This window comes from Bdellovibrionales bacterium (assembly GCA_016714165.1).
Taxonomy (GTDB): domain Bacteria; phylum Bdellovibrionota; class Bdellovibrionia; order Bdellovibrionales; family UBA1609; genus JADJVA01.
Genome location: JADJNU010000001.1, coordinates 651,562 through 672,591, shown reverse-complemented (window position 1 = coordinate 672,591; position 21,030 = coordinate 651,562). Strand labels below are relative to the sequence as shown.

Here is a 21,030-nt window from a genome sequence, read left to right as displayed (position 1 = left end):
TCTTGATCAGATGTCCAGAAATGGGACACTGAAGATCGAATCGAGTGATTTTGGTGGGCATTGAATGGCACAAGCATTGCTTTATGAATGAGTGGGGATTTGATCAGCCTCGATAACTGAGGAGAGACAATTGCTTAAATCAAAAAATGGCGGGACTATTCAGGATGTTATTGATCTCAGTCAGAGCATGGCAGTGGCCGATCTAGAGATAGAGAGTTTTTTCCGCCGTGATACGGGCAAATCTTTCGTTGTATCTTCCAAGGACCCGATTGATTTTGGCACACAGGTAAGACAGGTTGGTCGGGATAGTGACGACAAAGTGGTAGAAAATAATCAGACAATCGAGTTGGAGGATGTAGAGTCTGTTGGTGAGCGCCGACTTTACGACCGCAAAGCATTGATCACATCAATTTTAGTTCGCATTAATTCTTCTGAATTGACGACAGTGGTGTCTGGATATTTGGGAAATTTAAGTTTGTCTGGCATTGGCTTGGTAACTCAGTCTGAAATTTTGCAAAAGGGAGATGTGGCAGATTTAGAAATGTTAATTGGATCTGTCTCAATCACGATGAAAGTCTTGGTAGTGAAAAAGGATTTGTCTGAATACAAATCTCCTTCTTATCTTTACGGGCTTCGAATTATCAAAATGAATGTATTGGCTCGATCATGCATTGAAAGTCTCTTAGCAGAAGCTCAGACGACCCTTGAAGATTAAGTCCATTCTTCAACAAGAAGCAAGGAAAGGGGTTCAATCCAGACCTTGATCCTGATTATATCATCAAATTCCTGTTAGAATCTCCGCGGGCTAAACATTGCTCTAAGTAGAAGAGACATTTTAAGTGCATTTGGTAGAAAGCCGATAATACTCTTGGGAAATACCGGAGGTAGAGTGGCAGCGGCTGAATCAAGGAGAATGGGTAAATATACTCTTTTAGAAAAGCTGGGAGCTGGTGGCAGCGGAGAAGTGTATTTGGCCTTTTCAAAAATGCAAAATGACGTCGTGCAATTCTTTGCTCTCAAGATTCTTAGTGCCGAACAATCAACAAACCCACGTGCTGTCAAGATGTTAAAGAGGGAAGCCTCACTGGCCAACGTGCTCAAGCACAATTCAATTGTCTCATTATATGAATGCGGCAATGAAGGTGAAGATTTTTATGTCGCAATGGATTTTGTGAAGGGGTTGCCGCTCAGTCGTTTCATGCACCACGCTATGTTGCACAAAACGACAATTGCGATTGAACACGCTCTGTATATCGTTAGATCTGTCGCTGCCGGTCTCGAGTATGCTCGAACCTGCAAAAATCCTGAGTCTGGAAAACCATTAAATATTATTCATCGAGATATAAGCCCACAGAACATCATGATAAATTTTGAAGGGGAAGTGAAAATAATTGATTTTGGATTGGCCCGTACTTCCGAATTTAATGAAAAAACCCAATCCGATCAAATCATGGGTAAACTAAAATACATCAGCCCAGAGCATGCAAAAGGAGAAGAAGTCAGACACAGCTCAGATGTATTTTCTCTGGGTGTTGTGTTTTGGGAAATGTTGTCGGGAAGACGGTTCTATCAGGATATTCCAGATGCTGGCATCGTGAGATGGCTAGGAGATCCTGAGCATTCCGGATTAATTGCCTACAATCCAGCAGTAACGCCAGAGTTGGACGAAATTGTTGCGAAGGCCTGCGCCGGAGACGTTAAGGATCGCTACCAGTCGGCTGGGGAGCTTTATAAAGACGTTAATTCATATCTAAATACGAATTATCCAAATTTTTCATCTCACGATTTTCAACAAGTGATTAGAACAGTTTTCGCCAAAGAAATGAGCAACATTGATAACAAACTGGCAAAGTACATCGCGAAGATGGGTGGAGACATCAATCCAAAGAAATTTGAAAGGAAGTTCAACCAATATGCAGATCTCGTGGACTCTCTGGGAGTTATTGGGCCCAAAGAAGAGCCGCGGAATGTGGGAAATACTCAAGAAGCAGTTGAGCGATTTCGGAGTTCTCGCCTGGCAATTACCGAAAAGAAAAAACAGGCTCGCGGCATGTGGCGTAATTATGAGTTAAAAAAGGCAATTTCAATTTCTTGGAAAATAGGGACATCTCTTATTCTCGTTTCTATGGTGTGGTCTAAGATGGTAAGAAAGGACATCAACGCATTTTGGTCTGATAACCTCAATTTTACCAAAAAAATTCTTGGGTTTACTGGGGAGGGCGATCGCGAACCTTCCTCAATTACAAAATTGGGTCTAAAATATCCGAAAGATCCTGTCACCGTACAAATTCGAACCAAGCCGTCCGGAGCTAAGATCTATCAAAACGGAAAGGCTCTCAGGCTTCAGACCCCAGGTCTAGTTAAAGTGATAGACGAAAGATCAGCAGAGATAACCCTAGAATATCCAGGATATGGCATTAAGAAAGTGCTCATTAAGCCATTTGAAGAAGAAGTCTACGTGGATATGACTGATTGACAGAAAATCTGTTGAATACTCTCAAGCGCAAGGAAGATCGAGTCAAAAAATAGGTCCACGGCATAAACAAAAAGAAACATAATAAATCTTATCAGATAAATGAAAAACGAAACTGAACCGCACACTTTCTCAATTTGAGACACCCACATTAAGTTGTATTGACGCTGAATCTCACCTCAAAGGAAGTAGCTATTCAATCCGCTTCTGGTGTCAGCGTCAATACTTTAGACGATTGCGCAATCGACGATTGCGGTGCTCAGCGCTTCCTCACTTGTAGTTATTTAGGTGGATCGAATTGGTTTGACAGAAATCGACTAGATTCTCTTCATTTCTTTTTGCTTGAATCAGAAAAAATGGGTTTGGGCAGGTATGTACCTTGCTTATTCAAGCGATAAGTTGCTCCGGCGAAGCTGAATCACAGATGAGTGGTTGAGAGCGATAAGGTGGGGAGCACAAATTTAAAAAAGGGAGGTAATGAATGAAATGTTCGAAAGTATTTTTTCTGTTAATTGTGTTTATAACCGGGTGCGGAAAGAGCGATTTTGCAGCAAAAGAGAAATCGTCCCAACTAGATCCTAGTTTTTTAGCAAAGATCCTAGTTTCCGTAGGACGCAGAGCTTCGTACAGAGGTTCCAACAATGATTATCCTGACTTTGTTGCAAATGCACACCTTGGAAAGGCCGAAACCTCTGAAAGCGCATATTGTAAGCTTAATCGGACTGATGTGACCAGATTTTCTAGTCGATACACTCGATACGTTAATCAGGTATTCAACTCTCTCAAGGTAGAAATCCCGCAGTCTTGCCAATCATTTCAAGGTTTTGGAGAACCAGTTGGTGAAATGGGATGCGAGGACCCCAATGGATGTAGTGGTTATGAGACGAAGGAACCAGGAGAATCAGTTGGTGAAATGGGATGCGAGGATTCCAATGGCTGTGGTGGTTATGGCCCCTTAAACCCAGGAGGCCCAGAAAATCAGCCTAAGGATCCGGCTCCAGAAAATCAGCCTAAGGATCCGGCTCCAGAAAATCCTACTGAGTTTCCAGGGTCAGAGTGCAAAATCACTTGGGAATATATTCCAGGTACTGAGTGCTTTGAGTTTTATCCTGGTGTTCTCATATGCTGTCCTGGTAGTATCGGTCCGCGATAATCGAACAGAGATGTAACTGATAGATCAGTTAAAGTCAGAACTGCCAGGGCGGCATCAGCCACCACCCTGGCAGTTCCTTTTTCATCAAAGTCAAATTGGCTGGCCTACAAGCCCTCGGTGAATTCGTTGTACCTAAGACACGAGGAGCTGGATGAACTAAATCTCAGTAATTCAGGATCGAGTTCGGCTTGGTGCAGTGCTCACAACGGGAGCGCTGCTGCCGGACGCATGTTTGAAGATCCTGAATTACTGAGATTTAGTTCATCCAGGCAACCTTGGAGTTTGGAACAACATTCAAGCAGGCCCGCCCCGGTTAAACCTGGGTTGCCTCAAACATATCTGATGGGCGAGACCCTTTCTTTCTCTTAATGAATATTGCCATTGCAGCGATGAGACCCAGGGTAATATAAATTAATGTCGTATTGTCTCCAACCCCGATCTTGCCAATGGACCCTCCGCCCGACGATTCTCCGCCGGCACCATTCCCACTTTGTTCAGAGAGATTCTCGGCAGATAGGGGCTGCGGCGGAGGAAGTGGCGGAGGAATATTTTCGGCCACTTGAGGCACCTCTGGGGGTGGCATTGCTGGATTGATGTTGGGAGACGGCGCATTGTTGTTCGCCATTGTATTTGTATCTGGTCCAGGAGGTGGAGGAATAGCCTTTGTTTGTCCTAAGCCTGAATTGAAATCATCCGCGACGCTTCCCTCTGCAAAATCCAAACTGGGGGGTTGATTCTCCTGTGCCAGTTTAGTGTTGAGTGAGCCAAGATCATCTCTCCAGTATCGCAAGGTGAGGCCCTGATCTACGACATCCTTGGATTCGACATTCGCATTGGTGGACCAGACTTCTTTCCAGGCGTCGGGGAAACCAAGTAATTTCTTCGAAAAGCTTCTAATGTTGTCGCCCACTCGAGTGACATACTCCTCTGCGACAGCTCCGACATCGTCGTAAGACACTTTCATGGTCGTCGAGTCATCAGGTCTCAGGGGCGAATTGTAATAGACCTTATCACCTGTTTTGAGACCCCCTGCCAAGTGAGGGTTGTCTTCCAGCAGAATCTTCGCCTTATTTTTCCCGAATAACTTTTGGCTGACACCTGCAAGGTCAGAATCGTTTCTAACAATATAGACACTGTTCATCAGACGACCATTCTGACGAAATGGTTCGGACCTAATTTTCTTAACTGGAACCCAACCTCGTTCAGAGGACACTGCGGGTTCAGCAAGGCCGTTTCCTTCTCCAGTTTCCTCGTTTGGAATGTCGGTAGCGGCATTCAAATCTTTTGGGTTATCTATGCTGGGCTCAGGAGTTGTTGGTGTATTCTCGTCTCCACTCTTTTCGGCTGGTTCGTTGAGCTCAGCCGTCGAAGGGGAATCCAGAGATTCGAGGGTTGGCTCATCATTTTGGGCGAGCTCTTGACTGTCTTCCGCAGCGCTCCCTTTCTGGCCTTCGCTATCTCCTGCATCTTCAAAATCCTCAAAATCCTCGTCTCCGGCGCCGGCCACTTCCTCGGTTTCATCCGCCTTGTCGGTGTCGCTTTCGCCATCTGCAAGGTCCTCATCTGCAAATTCCTCGTCGCTAAACTCCTCGTCCGCCTTACCATCTTCTGAAGCAGCTTGCCTTTTTCCTTGGTCGCCCTTCTTGTCCTGATCCTCATAGTCAGAAGCAAATTCGTCGCTACCCTCTTCGCTACCTTCACTGCTTTCATCACTGAGCGCCTGGCTATCCGAAGATCCCCCTTCGTCGCTGGAGATATCCTCTGTCGCTTCATCGATTTCTGAAACAATGTTAGAATCATCACTGTTGTCATCACCACCCGAACTGCAAGATCCAAGACAGAAAACAAGCAAGAGCGACAAAATAATTTTAATGTTTGGCCTTGTAAACAGCACCATGCAATCCCTCACCATGAGTATTATCGTATATTTTCATTCATTTCTTAATCAAAATGAGACTAGCCAAACGTCAAGAATTCTCAGGTATTTCCAATTTTTTTAATTTTTTCTACGGACGAAAGGCAAACAGTTGTTTTTAGGTTCCACCTTCCAAAGTGATTATCGTTTTCAAATTAAATTCATTGTGGAGACAAAAGTTAGGAATGGCACAGATTCTTGCCTCAAAATGATGCAGGACTCATGTCTCTTTCAAAATTTAAGGAGAATGGCTCCAATACCTCAGTGGCATTCCGATAAGTATACATATTGCTTTGGAATGATTTTGCACTTCTTAGGCAGTATTCAGACGATAGTGAGGAGAAGTCGTAAGATGTCGTATCTATTTGTTTGCTGTTACCGAAATACGATCAGGCCTTTGCTCAAATTGCTGTTGTGCTTGGTCATCCTTGCACTCCCTATTTTGGTATTGGGTAGCTGCGCAAAAGAAGCTTCGACCGACGCGGCTAGTGGCGACGGTGGAGATGATGGAGACGATGGAAATGGAGGAGGAGGCAACAACCCCCCTATCGGATCAATTGATAATAATGATTTCTGGGTTCGTCTGTATGATTCTGGAAAATTTCCGTTTCATGCGCACAAATCAACTGGATTTTCAGATGAGTGCAAGATTCCGTTTGCAACATCCCTGTCCGCGATAGATTGCAACGTGGAAGTCAATGAATTGGATCTGTATTTCAACAAAATTCAATTTCATTATAACGTCCCCACAGGAATGTGCGATTACCTCCGTATAACTCCCTACTATTTTTACAACCAAGAAATCGGATATGGCCCCAGTGACGTCGTAATAAATGTGACTTACGATAGCACAAATGCCGTTGTGTCGAGCGACTGTGTCGTTGATGGCACGGCTGGACCATGCTCTCTAGACAACGCCGTGCCAAATTATAGAGAACTCAACTTTGATCTCACCACTGCTGGGGCTACCTGCGTGTACGACCGCTCTGCTTCGGGAGGAAACAATTGTTGCTTTGGAAATTACATTATGACCCAAAATATCACCCGCATACCGTCCACGGGTCCACCAAACATTACGACATCTGTCCGAACTGATAGCAAATGGGGAGGCAACCGAATTGGTTGCTACGGGGGGCATGTGCGCACCTCAGGTTGGACGCTCATCAGTTATCTGGGATTTCCTCTGAGCAGTCTGCAGTATGTGGGCGGCGTTCAAGGTCTAAATAATACAACTAATTTGCCTCCTCTCATTGATGAGCCGAAGGGTTCAGACACAATGACCGTGGCAAATTACTATTCAACTTCTGGTTTGCACGACCACGTGGATATAGGAACTGGCCTTATCTCATCAACACTTCCCTACTTTATTGATCCGATCGACGATCGAAGCGGGACGTTACTTTCTCAGACGAGCGATGCTTGGACCTTTGATTGCCTAGACAAAGCCTACGAGGTGAAGAATCGGATCAAGCTTTACATTCGCGAGTGGGATGTGTACTCGGACTATCTGACATACATATCTTCAGCGGGAGTCACTGTGAATCCAGACAGGTCGGGAGCTGAAGGTGGCGGAAACTGTTCGGGAATTGGAGACAGCTGCAACGATTTTTGGGACCTAGATGATGTGCCAAATTATTTCAATAGTAATGGTGGAAGTTACGACCAGACGGGCTTGAATAAAATTACAAAGAGAAGATATTTTTTCCCGGATTTGGCATTTTAAATTCACAAAGTACGATTTCTTGAGATGGGTCATTTGAGTTTTTGGCATTGAAAGAGGAGAATCAACAACTTTTGGTGGGTAAATCAATGGGTGAAACATCGCGAACAGAGCTCTGGAGCTTATATGATCAGGTTGAAGAACATCAAGTGGACGGATTGAAGTTCGCCGAAGTTGGAATTATTCTTAAGTCTGTTCCCATACGCAATCGACATCACTGGCTAGCCTGGAAAACAGGTGAAAAATCCTGGAAGCCGCTGAGCGGATTTCCTGAGTTGAAAACGGCGCTCAAAAGTGTCTTTGATAAGGGATCTGGGTTAGGACCCGATGACGAGGTCACAAAAACGGCGACCTATATCCGAAGTATAGGTCTGCCGCTCGCTGAATCAGAGAGCACAATTCAAGCCTCTGAGGTTTTGAAATTTTCAAGCTTGATCGCAAAAAAATTTGAAATAGAGATAGAAGGTAAGAATGAGAGATTTCTGACCTTCACCAGAGCAATCTCTCTCGGAGAATTGCATCTCGTGGATTCTCTGCCTGACTGGGTGGACAGCACCTTTCAACTGTGGTTACGTAACGGAAATGAAAAGGTCACCCTTTCTTGCGAACAGAAGACAGAAGAAAATCCAGAGAATATCGTTTACATTCGGGAGAATAGAAAAGTAGAACTTTTGAAAACTTGGATATTTGGGTAAAATCGTCGATGGAGTACATTAGACTTCATAGTTGGATCTCACGTTTTTTGGATAAATTCCATAAAGATGAATATGAAAAACCTAAAATCTCTACTCAATCTTTGGCCACTGAAAATTCGCTCGACCGACGAAGAACGGCTCGAGTCCAATACCCTGAGTTTGGTAACATAGAAACTCTTCCGAAAGTTCGATTTGAAGGTAGGCCAATCAAAGTTCAGGACATCAGTTTAGGCGGAATTTGCTTGATAGATAGCTTTGATTATTTACGGTCCACTGTAGGAAATGAAATTGATTTAGAATTGGTTTGGGCCGACGGAGTTATTACCCAACGTTCGCTGATTGTCGCGGCTGGATATGACAAACGACACTTGCGCTTTCTTGATTTGGACTCAAAATCCTTTGTTCGCCTCAATTTGTTGTTGAAACCTGGATTTTTGGGATTAAAGATGAGAAAGATCTTGGCCAAGGAAGCCGCTCATTTAGATATCGGAACTCACGAGTTGTGGGTCGGAATGACTGGAGAGGCATTAACTATCTTTCCAGGTACAGACTTGAATATGCCTTTGGCTGAAGTGTCAATCTATGGAACTCGCATATTTCTGTACAGACATGGATCCCCTGTGTATTGCGTAAAAACCAAAGACACCATACCCGGGCAGAGAATTAGAGAAGCTCTGTTGTATGATCTCTTGATTTTTGTGTCCAATATTGAAAGCCAATCGCAGGGACTCAAAAATTTGCTCGTCAATCTCACTGAGGCACTTCAGGAATACCAGAGGATCAGGGAATGAGAGAAGGTGATCGCCATGATTTCGACAATTTTCGTCCGAAACTGGTAACGGGCCGAGTGACTCCGCAGGGCGCAAAGTTAGTTTTTGAATCAGAAAAAAAACATCGACAGATTATACTTCCGATCGAGCTAGCTGATCTCCTTATTCTCTGTAACGGTCAGCGTTCAATGAGGGAAATAGTTGAGAAGATATACAAGCGGCAAGGTGTGGTTCATTTTAAAACTATTTTTGGAGCTGTTTACCGACTCAAGGAGAAGGGTTTTTTTGAGAACGGATCAGAGCTGCATTATTCCAAATCGAATTCCAGGTTCATTGATTCGGGAAAATCAATATTTTATCGTCCTTTGGCTGAGATTTATTTTGGCCAAAGAATCAGCAATGAAGGGACACACCCACTGGTTTTTTATTTCATATCGATAACGACCATAACTCTTGCTATTCTTGGCATGCAGAGTATGGATTCGGAATTTTTGAATGTTAAGTTTCTAAGGGTTGAAGGAAGTTATGCGTTAGGTGTTCTTTATGTCTTCGGGCTATCGAGTATTTTGCTGAGCGCTAAATCACTTCTGAAGACTCTTCTGTTACTTTTTTTGGCTGGAAAGGCTTACAATTTCCGTCTTGTTTTCGGTTTACTGGGAACCTATTTAAAGGTTGGGAATGAATCGCTATTTCTGGTTACGAATCGGTTGTATCTTACTATTTTTCACGGCAGCCTAATCCTGTGTTATTTCTCTTTCATCTATGGGATTCATTTGCTTGCGCCTAATTCTGAATTCTTTGATCAATCCGTATTTGTTGCGGCGGTTCTTGCTCTGATTGAGCTCAATCCGTTTTACAGTGAGAGCGAAATCTCTCTTTATTTTAAAGCCCTATGGGATGACGATGGTCTTAATCAAGTCACCCACTATTACAGGGACAAGAATATTTTTAGTTTATTACATGATGAAATCTATCTAAGTCCACAGAGTGGCGCACTCGCTCCTTACGCGTATTTAGCGGCAGCCTGGCTTTCCGTTTCTGCAATATCTGTTTGGCGCGTGTTTGTGGAAAACTACAGTTTAGTTATCTATAGCTTCCAGACTGAGCCGGCAGGAGAAAAGGCCGGAGCACTGGCCTTTGTGGGGCTCATGTTATTTTCAATTTTTAGCCTCTTGAAATATCTCATGTTGAGTCTTGGGACGTCCATGGAGATTCTGCTAAAGTCCACGTACCGTAAGTTGGTAGCTCATCATAAAGTGAAGGACAGTGGTGTTGCGACAGCTGATAATTTGATCTATATTGTACGAGATCTTCCTCTTCTGTCTTGTTTTTCTGAGTCGCTACTGAGAAAAATATTGGATGGAAGTAAATTGCGACATTTTCCAACTGGAAGTTGCATAATTCTACAGGGTGACATTGGACACCATCTTTACGTTCTTTTGAGAGGTACTTTGTCTGTTCATAGAAGTATCGAAAGCAGGGAAGAATTTGTTAGTGAAATTTTGCCACCATCGATTTTTGGTGAAATTGCGGTGATTGAGCAGGTCAAAAGAACTTCAACAGTTATTGCTGAAGAGGGAAGTGATGTTTTAGAAATTCCAGGAGATCTGATTCGTTCAGTGAGCAACGAATCTCAATACGTGAGAGAGATTGGTGATTTTAAAAATGCGATCATGGTCTCTCAGTTTTTCTCAAGTGCACCGATGTTTCGCCACCTTCCAGAAGATATTGTTCAATTGTTCTTGAGCAAGGGGCTGATTGAAGTTTTTTCCGCAAACGAGATAATCTATCATCAAGGGAGCAAAGGAGATGGGTTTTATCTTTTGGTTCGAGGTACAGTGGGCGTCGTCATCAACGGAATTCTGATCAAGAAAATTCGTCAAGGAGGCTTTTTTGGTGAGATTTCTTCTGTTGCAGATATTTCCCGAACGGCCTCAATCGTGGCTTTGGAGAACGTCTTGGTTCTGAAGATAAATAATGAGGGCTTTTGGGATATCATCACTCAAAATATAGAAATGGCGATGTTTATCGAAACAGTGAGTGAAACTCGCATTCAAGAAGACATAGAGATTTTGAGAGGAAAACCCTCAACCTCCCAGTCCCGAGCCTCTTAGAAGAGGAATTGCGCCTATGTCAGATAACCATGTGATATTCACAGATCTTATCTTAATTTTGGGTTCAACTACTTTGGTGGCTACCATCTTTCACTCCCTCCGACTGCCGCCAATCGTCGGTTTTCTGATTGCGGGCATGCTGGTCGGTCCCCATGGACTTGGATGGGTAAAGACCGCAATGCGAGTGGAACTACTCACCGAAATTGCCGGTATTTTGTTGATGTTCACGATAGGATTGGAATTTTCTTTGCGTCAGTTGCGTGCCTTGCAGAGAATTTTTCTGAGCCTTGGTGGAGGGCAGATGGGGGTGACTATAGGGGTCAGTCTGCTTGTCCTTCGCTATGGATTTGATCTTTCCTGGCCCCAGTCGTTTTTCTTTTCATCAATCATTTCTCTTAGTTCGACGGCTGTCGTTTTAAAACTCTTAAAAGAGGGAAGAAATCTTGATTCTCCATTTGGACAGACGTCGCTGGCGATCCTTCTTTTTCAGGATTTTTCTGTAATACCTTTATTATTGATTGTCCCCCTCTTAGCGGATGGTGGCGGTGACCATCGCATTCAATTTGATTCCCTCATGGTCGGGATGTTTCTTTTGAAATCTATGGGGCTCATTTTGTTCATTGGAGTCTGTGCGAGATGGGTTGTTCCCTTTATTCTCGATCGAGTTGTACGAACTCGTAGCAGCGAGGTGTTTTTCTTTTCGGTCCTATTTATTTGCGGTGGAACGGCACTGTTGATTGAAAAGATAGGACTCTCTCTTTCGTTAGGAGCTTTTTTTGCTGGCCTTATGATATCTAGCTCCCCCTTTGGAAAGCAGGCGACCGCTGAATTTGCTCCTCTGCGTGATAATTTTTTGGGATTGTTTTTTGTTTCAATCGGCATGCTGCTGAGTTTGGATTTTCTTGCATCAAACACGCTCCAGATATTGACGTTTTCTCTTGGCATTTCGTTGGTGAAATTCATTTGTATCTATTTGGTCCTATGGCTTGCCGGCCATTCCTCCTCTGTCGCCTCTGTCACAGCCTTGATACTATTTCAGATTGGTGAATTTTCATTTATTCTCGCGGATCATGGAAGGGTCCTTGGCTTAATGTCTGATAGACAGTACCAGTATTTTTTAGCTGCCTCCATTATTTCACTGATCCTCACTCCCCTATTTTACCGAATTGCGCCAAAGTTGGGATTTCGAGATAAACCCTTCAGTGTGGTTTCTCAACGGTTTCAGAATCTTGCAAAAAGTCTTAAAATTCATCGGATCAGTGGTGTGATCAGCAGCTCATCAGCGAATCAGGATTCTGGCCCTGAGGGTGGGCATTCGCTGATTATTGGGTTTGGAATAGCGGGACAAGAAGTGGCCTCAGCCTTAAAGTCACTTCGCCTGCCTTATCGAATCATTGAAATGAACGGAGCTTCGGTTCGTGAGGGTCTAAAACGAGGCGAGCCTATTTTTTTTGGAGATGGCTCAAAAGAAGAAATACTTCACCAGGGCGGACTTGATCGAGCCCATCTGGTTATACTTGTCGTAAATAGTTTGGACATTACCGAAGCGATACTGCGAACCATTCATCGTATTCGCCCGGAAATCAAAGTACTTGTTCGTTTGCAATATATGCGTGATTTAGAAAAATTGGATTTTAATCCAAATCTCGAGCCCGTAATTTCTGAATTCGAAACTTCATTAGAAATATTGGCCCGTACTCTGCGTGCCTATGGAGCGAATGAGAAACAGATTTATGACTTTACTCTAGAGGCTCAACAACGCTTAAAGAGTTCTCGAGATGGAATCAAGGAGTCTGAACGAAGAACGATAGACATGCCCGCCTGGCAAGCATTGGCAAATCTTTACCCGATGAAATTAAAGGGCGACTCTTATGCCGCAGGAAAAACTCTCGGTGAGCTTGATTTGCGAAAACGCACTGGAGCAACACTTATCTCTGTTTTTCGTGACGGATTGGGCGTTGCGGTACCTGATGCCGATTTTGCTCTTGAAAGTAACGATACACTATATTTGCTTGGTACCAGTGAGTCTATTAAGTCCGCAGGATTACTTCTCACCAAGGATGCGGACCTCTCCGGTTAAATAATATCGACCCAATCGTCTTCGCCCTGACGCAGTCGAACTCCGATGAGGAGCGACCCCAAGCGTTTTTTTAATTCAAGAAAGCAATATTGGGCGATATTTTCTATCGTGGGGATTCGCCCCTTGAAGAAAGCAACCTCGTATCCCAAATGTTTCTTGTCGAGAAGTGCAACGACTTCTTTCAGATCCCTTTCTACGTCGGTGAGATTAACGACTAAGCTGGTTCTTGGATCGCGGTGCCCAGCCAGACGGGCTTCGAGCGTAAAGTTATAGCCATGGCCATATTCTTTGCAGGAATCACCAAACACTTTCTGATTTTGGCCTTCAGTCCAGGTTGAATTAAAATATCTCACACCGGCACTGAAATAAGCCTTTCTCGATAAAATGACTAAGGATGTTTTAGACATTGGCTCCTCATAACCCAAAAAAGTGACCAAACCAAGTTCTCCGAGGCTTGACTCTAGTCGAGGCCTGTCCAAGAATGGAGGCAATATTATCTGCGTCATTTCTATTGTGAGGCGAGCATTCATGGGCAGACTATTTTTTGTTGTACTCGGAGCTTTGGTGACTCCCCTTGTCCAGTCTTGCACCAATTTATTGGTAGAAAAGAGAAGTGAAAAAATCTCTCTTGTATCCACTGAAAAAGCTGACACGCGAGAAAACCCGCCGGTGGTTTCGACGCTTGAGTCCACAAGTAAAATACCGAGTTCTTCCAAGACTGAGGGCAGAGAGACAGACAGAGGCGATATTCATTACGACCAAAACGAAGTGTCATCTATTTGTAATCTTGAGTTGGCGCGGCTTCCAGGTCCATTAAAGAATGAAGATTTTGCCAAAGCCTGCAAGAAGGCGCAGGTGCTTCAGGGATGTGTGAGCGAGGAGAAACGTCCAATATTTCACTACGAGAGATTAAGTAGTGATTTGAAGGGGAAAAGAATTCTTGCTTTGGCCCTTATTCACGGGGATGAACTACCCAGCGGCAGCGTTGCGCGGGCATGGATGGCGAGACTTGAAAACGTTGAGCCGCGTAACTCTTGGCGAGTTATTCCTGTCCTGAATCCCGATGGGTTTGGCAAAAAACCAGGGTCAATGCCCGCGGGGTTGATATCAACCGTAACTTCCCGACTGAGGGCTGGGATCGTGAAGCTGTTCAAAGATGGAAATCAATGACTAAAAGCGATCCTCGTCGATATCCGGGGCCAAATTCAGGAAGTGAAATGGAAACTCGCTGCGCGATGAAGCATATTGAGGATTTTAACCCAGATTTTATTATTTCAATTCATACCCCCCTCGGAGTTTTGGATTTTGATGGACCGAGACTGAAGTATCCCCGTTTTGAGCCCCTGCCTTGGATTTCCTTGGGCAATTTTCCAGGTAGTTTAGGACGTTATATGTGGAAAGATAACAACGTCCCCGTTCTGACAATCGAGCTCAAGGGGTCTGGAGGGCTAAAGAGACTTGAACAGTTTGATCACCTCCAGGATATCTCAGGCACGGTGGCCATCCAGTCTAACAAGGCCAAGGAGGAAAAGAACTAAGTGAGCCTCACTCCTTCTCTGAAGAAACAACTTCTCGATGCTGCCATCAAGGCGCGATCGAATTCTTATAGTCCTTACAGCAATTGCAAGGTCGGCTCGGCGCTCTTGATGGATGATCAACGAATATTTTCTGGTTGCAACGTTGAAAATGCCTCCTACGGGGCGACTATTTGCGCCGAAAGATCTGCTGTATTTTCAGCGATAGGACAAGGATTTAAAAATGTGAAGGCCATTTTGGTTGTAACAGATTCTCTTGAACCATGGCCTCCCTGTGGGATGTGTCGTCAGGTCTTAAGCGAATTCGCCACGGCAGAGGTTCCTGTTCTTCTGTGCAACCTCGATGGAGTTATGAGAGAGAAAACCCTAGGAGAACTTTGCCCTCACTTTTTCGGACCCCTCCACCTATCCTGAGCTTTTCTTGATCCTGAATGGTCAATTTCCAGCCGGGGCAGTCCGGTCACAATCTCAGTTGGTTGTCATGTCATATCAATCGAGGTCGGCAGGAAGAAGGCTCGATAATCTGCTCTTTTTCAGCCGCTTTCAGCCAAGCAGGAAATTCCTTTAATAATTTTTCGACTAGAACTTCCTCTGGCATTTCGATTAAATCTTTGGGCGTCAACTCAAAGAAGCCCGTATTGTCGATTCTACGGCCCCCAATAGTATCCAGTTCCTTGAAGACACCATAACCACTTCCTGCCCATCCGACAATCTGAAAATAAATTGGAACCCCTTCGTTGGCTAAAGATATTATTTTTTTAATTATAGCTGATGCGCTACCAACTCCGCCGTCATGAACAATTATAGCAAGCACCGGCTTTTTCGTTCCCGCATAGTCTCGGCGCAACATTTCAAGCAGAGGAACTTCCTCATTACTGTAGCCAAGCCCATAAAAGATCTCTCCCCCACCGGAGTAAGGCTTTCGAATTTTATTTCCTGAAGCATCAATTTTATCCCTGGATGTCCCGCCCAATCCCAAAATTCCCCCTTGAGTTGTCTGTTCATAGGGCATGCGGCTTTGCTGTGCTCTCTTGATGAAATCTGCATAATTTTCCAGCGTGATATTGTCACCGACCTCTTCCCCCGTTGTCGTATCAATCGATAGACGTGCGCAATTGGTGGCAAATGCGTAACAGGGAATGGCTCCATCAGGGTCTAACCGAAGAGCCAAAGGTATGATGCGATCAATAAGCTTTTGAACACCATCAGGGTACTGTCTCGACATTGATCCGGATGCATCTAAAACAAGAAGAACACTCGCAAATACTTCACCTAAACCCATTTTGTCGACTAGGGCGTTCACTTTCTTTGCCAAACTCACGAGACCAGGTGCTTTTTTTCCAAGTTTTTCAAGTGAAATTCTGTCTCTTTGCTCTGTAATTGAAGAGGTTGGCTCCATCTTTTTTTCTGGAGATGGTGATTGGGGTTGCTGCGCGGGCGCATCTGGAACGGCAGGTTTTTGAGGCGGTTCCTGGCCTTTTATATCTGGGTTGTCAGATCTCTCTCCGCCAAAGGAATTAAACAAACTTGCAAATCCGCCATTAAATCCATCTCCTTGGGCCCTTATTTTCCAGCTTTCGCCATGTCTGTACAAAGTTAACAAAAAAATCGCTCGTTCTTCAGTCAAAGATCCGGGTTGAGGTGAGAAGACAGCAATCTTATTTTCTCCCGCTCGCACAACGGCAGTGATGAATTCAAGATCCTTAACAAGGGGATCATGGGCGTCTCCTTCAAGCGAGGTAGCGAGAGCGAAACTGAGCGCGGTTACGTTTGCGGGGATCTTGCCGAGGTCGACACGAAAGATGGTTTTGTAAATTTTAGATTGTGGATCCAGCTCACGAGTGATGATCTCAACAGAGTTACCCGGAGACTTCAAATTATTATAGAAAAGTGTCCACTCATCGGCTTCGATTTTATTTTTTTTGTTGAGTCCAAATAGAAAAGCCGGAATATCGTCCAACTGAAGATTTCTTGATGAAATTTTTTGTGATGCCTGTGTTAGCACTTCGACAAAGAGAAGGCTCCTTGCATCAGCATCAGCAATATTTAATCTGGCTCCATTTGTTAGCGGTTCTGGTTCTCCGGCCATTGCAGTAAAGCCCGGTAACAGGTTTAAGAGAAGTAGGAAAGGCAGCATCAAATTAGACATAGAAGGTCCTCATTATTAGGGGCGGAGTCGCTGGCGCAAGCCTTGCCACAAATCCAATTTTAGAACAACTCAAATATATCTTTTTGATCGACTCGCAAAAAATCCTATGAAAGTTTTATTGAACTTTTTGCAGACTACCCTGGAATTCCGGTGGCAAAGTTCCTCTAGAACTGAAGAAATGCATGATAAGGGGCTTTAAGTCGAGCTCCTCCATCGAGACCCTTTAGTTCCATCAGAAAAAGGTGTTGGATAACATGGGCCCCGCATTTTTTCACCAGGCTTTCTGCGGCAGAAGCTGTTCCTCCAGTGGCCAAAACATCGTCAATGATGACCACACGACTCTCTTCCGAAAAGGAATCCTTGTGCACTTGCAGTGAGTCTGAGCCATACTCCAGATCGTACCTGTGGCTCACCGTTTCCCGAGGGAGCTTGCCTGGCTTGCGGGCTAAAACCAGTGAAATTTCTCTGTGCTGAGCCACTGCAGCCGCAATAATAAAGCCGCGACTCTCGATAGCGCAGAGATGTGTGACATCAGAAGGGAGCTTCTCGGCGAATTTGATGGCCAGAGACTGAAATGCTGCCCCGTTCGCGAAGATGGGTGTGATATCTTTGAACATAATCCCACTTTTGGGAAAATTGGGTACGTCCACAACTAAAGATCCAATGTCGCTCATTTGCCAATGATTCACTGTTTGTCTCCCGTCAACTCTAAAAAGCCCAGTTCTTTTGCTTTTTCCAAGTCTTTGATACCTATTTCAAACACATTGATTCCTGTGCCATGAGCTCCGCAAAGAGAAATGACAAAGCCGTCGCCCTGACCCTTTTTTTTTGAGAAAATCTGTATTGCTTTCAATTCCCTTGCCATTTTATTGAGCGAGATGGCTGTCCCTGGCTCACATTGCTTACCCCCATCTTGCTTGTAAACAAAAACGTGACGATCGGGGTTTTCATATTTTGCAGATTTGTCGCTTGAGTCTTTTGTAATTGCGACAGCTTGAGCATGTCCCTGGGCAAGAAGATCCTTTTGATAAATCATTTGACCATTGCTTCGACAATTGCCAACTGAACACGAACAGAGAGCACCAAAGAGAATGATGACGGCCAGAAGAGTTCTCAACTTTGCTAACCCCACGGCCAGTATCTTGTGTGCACATTCCATCCGAGGCGAATCCGATAGAGAAGCGCATTTGCTGACATGAAGTAGAGCTGACCCGTCTGTACATCCAAATAGGGACTCGAGGTGACGCCCCTGCCGGTATCAAATTGATCCACCCAATTGCCTGTTGCAGCGTCAAGAACCTGAAGCGAACCGCTCGATTCCCCATAAACCAACAGGCCTCGGTAAACAACAGATTCTGTCGCAAAGCCCTTGATACCCGGTCGGATCCAAAGAACCTTCCCAGAAGCCTTATCTAAGGCCATCATTTTTCCTGAAGTTGAGCCGTAGTAAAGGGAATTTTGATACAAGGTCACTGGGGAAAAACCGCCTTCATCCACTTTCCAGCGGATGATTCCCTTGTCCTTATCAAGACAATAAAGAGCGCCATCAAAGCTGGATACATAAATGCTGTCGCCCTCAATCACAGGGGTGGAGTCCACATCGCGAAAGCGCTTATTCTGATTGAGTTTTTGTTCCCAAACGAGAGCTCCTTTTTCTTTATTCAGAGCCACAAAGGATCCATCGCTGAAACCGGAATAAATGAGGGCTCCGATGATGACGGGACGGCTGGCACCTCGAACTGAAATCTGAGAGGGATCCATGCGATTGTAGGTCCATGCTACCTGTCCCGAATTCGCATCCAATGCAATTAAAATATTATTTCCAGAAACAAAATAAACTCGGTTGTCTTGAACTAAAGGTTCACCCAGAACTTCAGCCCGAACCGGAAACGTCCACTCAGTTGCTCCTGTACTTAAATTGAGAGAGTAGAAAAACCCATCGCTGGATCCAAAGTAAAGCCTGTTGTCAAGAGCTTGAGCTCCACCTTCTACGCCACCCTGAAAGGATCGAGACCAAACTAGCTTTCCCGTTGCCCGATCATATGCCACGAGTTGGTCCACGGCATTTCCCGCCACAACCAATTTTTCTGTTACGAGGGGCCTCATTCGGTTGAGACGGCGAAAATCCAATGACTCCTCGGCAAATGTGGCCTTTATCCATTCTCGTTCGATGATGAAGTCTTTTTTCTCGGCGTGCAGATTCTGCAATGGAGTAAGGGAACATCCAAGAGCGCCAAGACCAGCCAATGTGAGAAAAAAGAACGCAGCTATTCGACGGTGCTCCATAACCTCTCCTTATAATAAAGCGAATCAAAAAACAGAGAAACTATCGGCTCGCCCCGGACTTGTCGAGTTCCATCAATCTCAAATAGGCCTTGGCTGCCTTCCCCGCATCCGTAGAGGAGAACTCTTGGCTCGCTCGAAGGTAGTGTGTTTTCGCCTGGTCAAGCTTTCCCAATTTCTCCTCCATCAAGCCTAACTTAAGGATAGCTTCGGAATGAAGAAAGGATGATCCCTTGTCCTTCAAGACCTGATCATAGAGGGCCTTTGCTTCTTCCTGTTTATTCATGGCTGCAAGGACCGAGGCCAACTGCATCTGAACCAAACCGAAAAAGACGCCGTTTTTTCCAGCAGTGGGAGAGATTTCCTTTAAGATCTGATGGGCCTTATCAAAGTTTTCGTATTCCATGTAGATCGAAGCCAATTGGATGCTCCCGATCAGTGCAGCCTTAGAACCCATATTGCTTTTGATCTTTGTGTCAAAGTCACCCAGCAGAGAGCCGTAATCAGCGTCGATATTTTTATCAGTGTCCTTCTTTTTCGTCTCTTTTTCGTCCTTCTGAGCACTCGATTCTTTTTTGCCCAAAAGATCGGCCTGGATTTTATAAATCTTGGACTCCACTTCATAGAGTGCCTCCTGGGCGCGAGTCTCTCTGAATTTCAGGTACCAACTCCAGCCTCCGGCAGCTGCCCCAATGACAACCAGTCCACCGAGAACTGAAAACACAAGTTTACGATTCTTCTGAATCCAAAGGCCCACCACATCTGAAGTGGCTATGAAGGCATCGGGACCCTTAATGTCGTCTTTATCTAGTTTTTTACTCACGCTTTAAACTCCATTTTTTTACACAGTCGGGGTCAGAATATGATCCGAATCAGGCAGAAGTAAAGCTCCGATATTCCTATGGGAACCTGGCCTCCGACATCGGGGCAACTTTTTTTACCAACCCATCTATTCTTATTCTCTTATTTATCTACCTATTTTTGTCTATTTGTCATTTCCTTTAAAGTGGAAAAGGGTCGCGACGTGCGTCCGTGATGATGTTGCTTCAATCCTCCAATGCATCGAATGCGGGCCTCAGCGAGGCGATCGGCTGCTCGATGCGTAGCAATATTGTCATTTCTAGCTATTTGAAAAACGTTGATCAAATTGTCATATACCTGATTCGTCTTCTCAAATGAACGCTCCGAAGAATACCCCTCAAGTTCAACAAAAACATTCATCAGGCCACCTGCATTGATCACGTAGTCAGGAGCGTACAAGATCCCCATTTCCATGAGGGCATCTCCATGCCGATACTCCGCGAGCTGATTGTTAGCGCCGCCAGCCACGATCTTGCATTTGAGTTTAGGCAGACTCTGATCATTGATCACTGCACCCATGGCGCATGGTGCGAAGACATCGCATTCGCTGGTCACGATTTCTTTTGGATCGATGACAGAAAGGTTAAATCTTAAAGATATTTTTTTCGCTCGATCCTTGTCTATGTCAGCAATAGTAACCACAGCGCCCTCTTTTACAAGGTATTCAACCAAGTGAGATCCCACATTGCCCAGGCCCTGTACGGCAACTCTCATGCCCGAAAGAGAATCTGCACCCAACTTGTATTTCACGGCTGCTTTAATTCCCATGAGTGTGCCATGAGCCGTGTATGGGCTTGGATCGCCCGAGCCTCCGAGAGCTTTAGGGATTCCCGTGACATAAGGGGTTTCCATAAAAATATATTCCATGTCATGAACCGTTGTTCCAACATCCTCGGCCGTAATGTACTTTCCGTTGAGGGAATTCACATAGGCTCCAAAAGCTCTAAAAATACCTTCGCTTTTATGCTTTTTGGGGTCTCCTAAAATGACGGCCTTGCCACCACCGAGATTTAAGCCAGCGGCAGAAGCCTTGTAGGTCATTCCCTTTGACAAGCGGAGGACATCTATCAGCGCCTCTTCCTCACTGGCGTAGTCCCACATCCGCGTCCCGCCAAGTGCGGGGCCCAGCGCTGTATTATGAATGGCGATAATTGCTTTCAAGCCTACTTCCTTGTTGTGGCAGAAAATCACCTCTTCGTGGTCCCCGTGCTTTTCAATTAACTCAAAGCTCAACATCTCCGCCTCCACCCATTTCTTTTTGGCTCAATCAAGGTTTTATTCA

The 21,030-nt window shown here is 44.8% G+C and carries 18 protein-coding genes; 10 read left to right on the top strand and 8 right to left on the bottom strand.

The annotated features are described in order from the left end of the window. The first annotated feature begins 130 nt into the window (after window positions 1-130). The 3 genes from IPJ71_02990 (at window position 131) to IPJ71_02980 (ending at window position 3,626) form a co-directional block, all read left to right on the top strand. Entirely contained in the window at window positions 131-715 is a 585-nt protein-coding gene (locus IPJ71_02990; protein MBK7842651.1) for a PilZ domain-containing protein, read from the top strand. A 198-nt stretch (window positions 716-913) separates the two neighbouring features. Continuing rightward, a complete protein-coding gene (locus IPJ71_02985) occupies window positions 914-2,476 on the top strand; it encodes a serine/threonine protein kinase (protein MBK7842650.1) in 1,563 nt (520 codons plus the stop codon). 478 nt (window positions 2,477-2,954) lie between these two features. Next, complete coding sequence (locus IPJ71_02980) at window positions 2,955-3,626, top strand: hypothetical protein (GenBank protein MBK7842649.1); 672 nt, start codon at window positions 2,955-2,957, stop codon at window positions 3,624-3,626. 313 nt (window positions 3,627-3,939) lie between these two features. Here the strand turns inward: IPJ71_02980 and IPJ71_02975 are convergent, their stop codons facing one another. After that, window positions 3,940-5,523: a hypothetical protein gene (locus IPJ71_02975; protein ID MBK7842648.1), complete on the bottom strand. Its 1,584-nt coding sequence runs from the start codon at window positions 5,521-5,523 to the stop codon at window positions 3,940-3,942. Window positions 5,524-5,893: 370 nt separating this feature from the next. On the opposite strand from IPJ71_02975, the gene IPJ71_02970 reads away from it, so the two are divergent. The 5 genes from IPJ71_02970 (at window position 5,894) to IPJ71_02950 (ending at window position 12,920) form a co-directional block, all read left to right on the top strand. Then, window positions 5,894-7,264, top strand: coding sequence for a hypothetical protein (locus IPJ71_02970; GenBank protein MBK7842647.1), 1,371 nt, complete (start codon window positions 5,894-5,896; stop codon window positions 7,262-7,264). Between the two features lie 86 nt (window positions 7,265-7,350). After that, window positions 7,351-7,956 (top strand): hypothetical protein, encoded by a 606-nt coding sequence (locus IPJ71_02965; GenBank protein MBK7842646.1) that lies wholly within the window; start codon window positions 7,351-7,353, stop codon window positions 7,954-7,956. Window positions 7,957-7,964: 8 nt separating this feature from the next. Then, complete coding sequence (locus IPJ71_02960) at window positions 7,965-8,747, top strand: hypothetical protein (protein MBK7842645.1); 783 nt, start codon at window positions 7,965-7,967, stop codon at window positions 8,745-8,747. After that, the gene (locus IPJ71_02955; protein ID MBK7842644.1) at window positions 8,744-10,840 is read left to right on the top strand and encodes a cyclic nucleotide-binding domain-containing protein; all 2,097 of its coding nucleotides are present in this window, start codon (window positions 8,744-8,746) and stop codon (window positions 10,838-10,840) included. Before IPJ71_02960 ends, IPJ71_02955 begins: the two co-directional genes overlap by 4 nt. A gap of 16 nt (window positions 10,841-10,856) precedes the next feature. Beyond that, complete coding sequence (locus IPJ71_02950; GenBank protein MBK7842643.1) at window positions 10,857-12,920, top strand: cation:proton antiporter; 2,064 nt, start codon at window positions 10,857-10,859, stop codon at window positions 12,918-12,920. Here IPJ71_02950 and IPJ71_02945 read toward each other — a convergent pair. Then, complete coding sequence (locus IPJ71_02945) at window positions 12,917-13,612, bottom strand: 6-carboxytetrahydropterin synthase (GenBank protein MBK7842642.1); 696 nt, start codon at window positions 13,610-13,612, stop codon at window positions 12,917-12,919. The genes IPJ71_02950 and IPJ71_02945 overlap by 4 nt on opposite strands. 342 nt (window positions 13,613-13,954) lie before the next feature. On the opposite strand from IPJ71_02945, the gene IPJ71_02940 reads away from it, so the two are divergent. Next, complete coding sequence (locus IPJ71_02940; protein MBK7842641.1) at window positions 13,955-14,458, top strand: hypothetical protein; 504 nt, start codon at window positions 13,955-13,957, stop codon at window positions 14,456-14,458. 18 nt (window positions 14,459-14,476) lie between these two features. After that, entirely contained in the window at window positions 14,477-14,869 is a 393-nt protein-coding gene (gene cdd / locus IPJ71_02935) for a cytidine deaminase (protein ID MBK7842640.1), read from the top strand. Window positions 14,870-14,939: 70 nt separating this feature from the next. On the opposite strand, the gene IPJ71_02930 is transcribed toward cdd, so the two are convergent. From IPJ71_02930 to IPJ71_02905, 6 genes are all read right to left on the bottom strand, one after another. Continuing rightward, window positions 14,940-16,604, bottom strand: a complete 1,665-nt coding sequence (locus IPJ71_02930; protein MBK7842639.1) for a VWA domain-containing protein — start codon at window positions 16,602-16,604, stop codon at window positions 14,940-14,942. A gap of 164 nt (window positions 16,605-16,768) precedes the next feature. Continuing rightward, window positions 16,769-17,278 (bottom strand): adenine phosphoribosyltransferase, encoded by a 510-nt coding sequence (locus IPJ71_02925; GenBank protein MBK7842638.1) that lies wholly within the window; start codon window positions 17,276-17,278, stop codon window positions 16,769-16,771. A gap of 11 nt (window positions 17,279-17,289) precedes the next feature. Next, window positions 17,290-17,736, bottom strand: coding sequence for a hypothetical protein (locus IPJ71_02920; protein ID MBK7842637.1), 447 nt, complete (start codon window positions 17,734-17,736; stop codon window positions 17,290-17,292). Beyond that, entirely contained in the window at window positions 17,727-18,890 is a 1,164-nt protein-coding gene (locus tag IPJ71_02915) for a PQQ-binding-like beta-propeller repeat protein (protein MBK7842636.1), read from the bottom strand. Before IPJ71_02915 ends, IPJ71_02920 begins: the two co-directional genes overlap by 10 nt. A 40-nt stretch (window positions 18,891-18,930) precedes the next feature. After that, window positions 18,931-19,710, bottom strand: coding sequence for a tetratricopeptide repeat protein (locus tag IPJ71_02910; protein MBK7842635.1), 780 nt, complete (start codon window positions 19,708-19,710; stop codon window positions 18,931-18,933). 152 nt (window positions 19,711-19,862) lie between these two features. Further along, window positions 19,863-20,984: a Glu/Leu/Phe/Val dehydrogenase gene (locus IPJ71_02905; protein ID MBK7842634.1), complete on the bottom strand. Its 1,122-nt coding sequence runs from the start codon at window positions 20,982-20,984 to the stop codon at window positions 19,863-19,865. Window positions 20,985-21,030 lie beyond the last annotated feature (46 nt).

Excerpts from the sequence above, each read along its gene's own strand:
- IPJ71_02985 (MBK7842650.1), top strand. The coding sequence starts at position 914 with ATGGGTAAATATACTCTTTTAGAAAAGCTGGGAGCTGGTGGCAGCGGA.
- IPJ71_02915 (MBK7842636.1), bottom strand. The coding sequence starts at position 18,890 with ATGGAGCACCGTCGAATAGCTGCGTTCTTTTTTCTCACATTGGCTGGT.
- IPJ71_02980 (MBK7842649.1), top strand. The coding sequence starts at position 2,955 with ATGAAATGTTCGAAAGTATTTTTTCTGTTAATTGTGTTTATAACCGGG.
- IPJ71_02970 (MBK7842647.1), top strand. The coding sequence starts at position 5,894 with ATGTCGTATCTATTTGTTTGCTGTTACCGAAATACGATCAGGCCTTTG.
- IPJ71_02955 (MBK7842644.1), top strand. The coding sequence starts at position 8,744 with ATGAGAGAAGGTGATCGCCATGATTTCGACAATTTTCGTCCGAAACTG.
- IPJ71_02950 (MBK7842643.1), top strand. The coding sequence starts at position 10,857 with ATGTCAGATAACCATGTGATATTCACAGATCTTATCTTAATTTTGGGT.
- IPJ71_02905 (MBK7842634.1), bottom strand. The coding sequence starts at position 20,984 with ATGTTGAGCTTTGAGTTAATTGAAAAGCACGGGGACCACGAAGAGGTG.
- IPJ71_02960 (MBK7842645.1), top strand. The coding sequence starts at position 7,965 with ATGGAGTACATTAGACTTCATAGTTGGATCTCACGTTTTTTGGATAAA.
- IPJ71_02975 (MBK7842648.1), bottom strand. The coding sequence starts at position 5,523 with ATGGTGCTGTTTACAAGGCCAAACATTAAAATTATTTTGTCGCTCTTG.
- IPJ71_02930 (MBK7842639.1), bottom strand. The coding sequence starts at position 16,604 with ATGTCTAATTTGATGCTGCCTTTCCTACTTCTCTTAAACCTGTTACCG.
- IPJ71_02965 (MBK7842646.1), top strand. The coding sequence starts at position 7,351 with ATGGGTGAAACATCGCGAACAGAGCTCTGGAGCTTATATGATCAGGTT.
- IPJ71_02925 (MBK7842638.1), bottom strand. The coding sequence starts at position 17,278 with ATGAGCGACATTGGATCTTTAGTTGTGGACGTACCCAATTTTCCCAAA.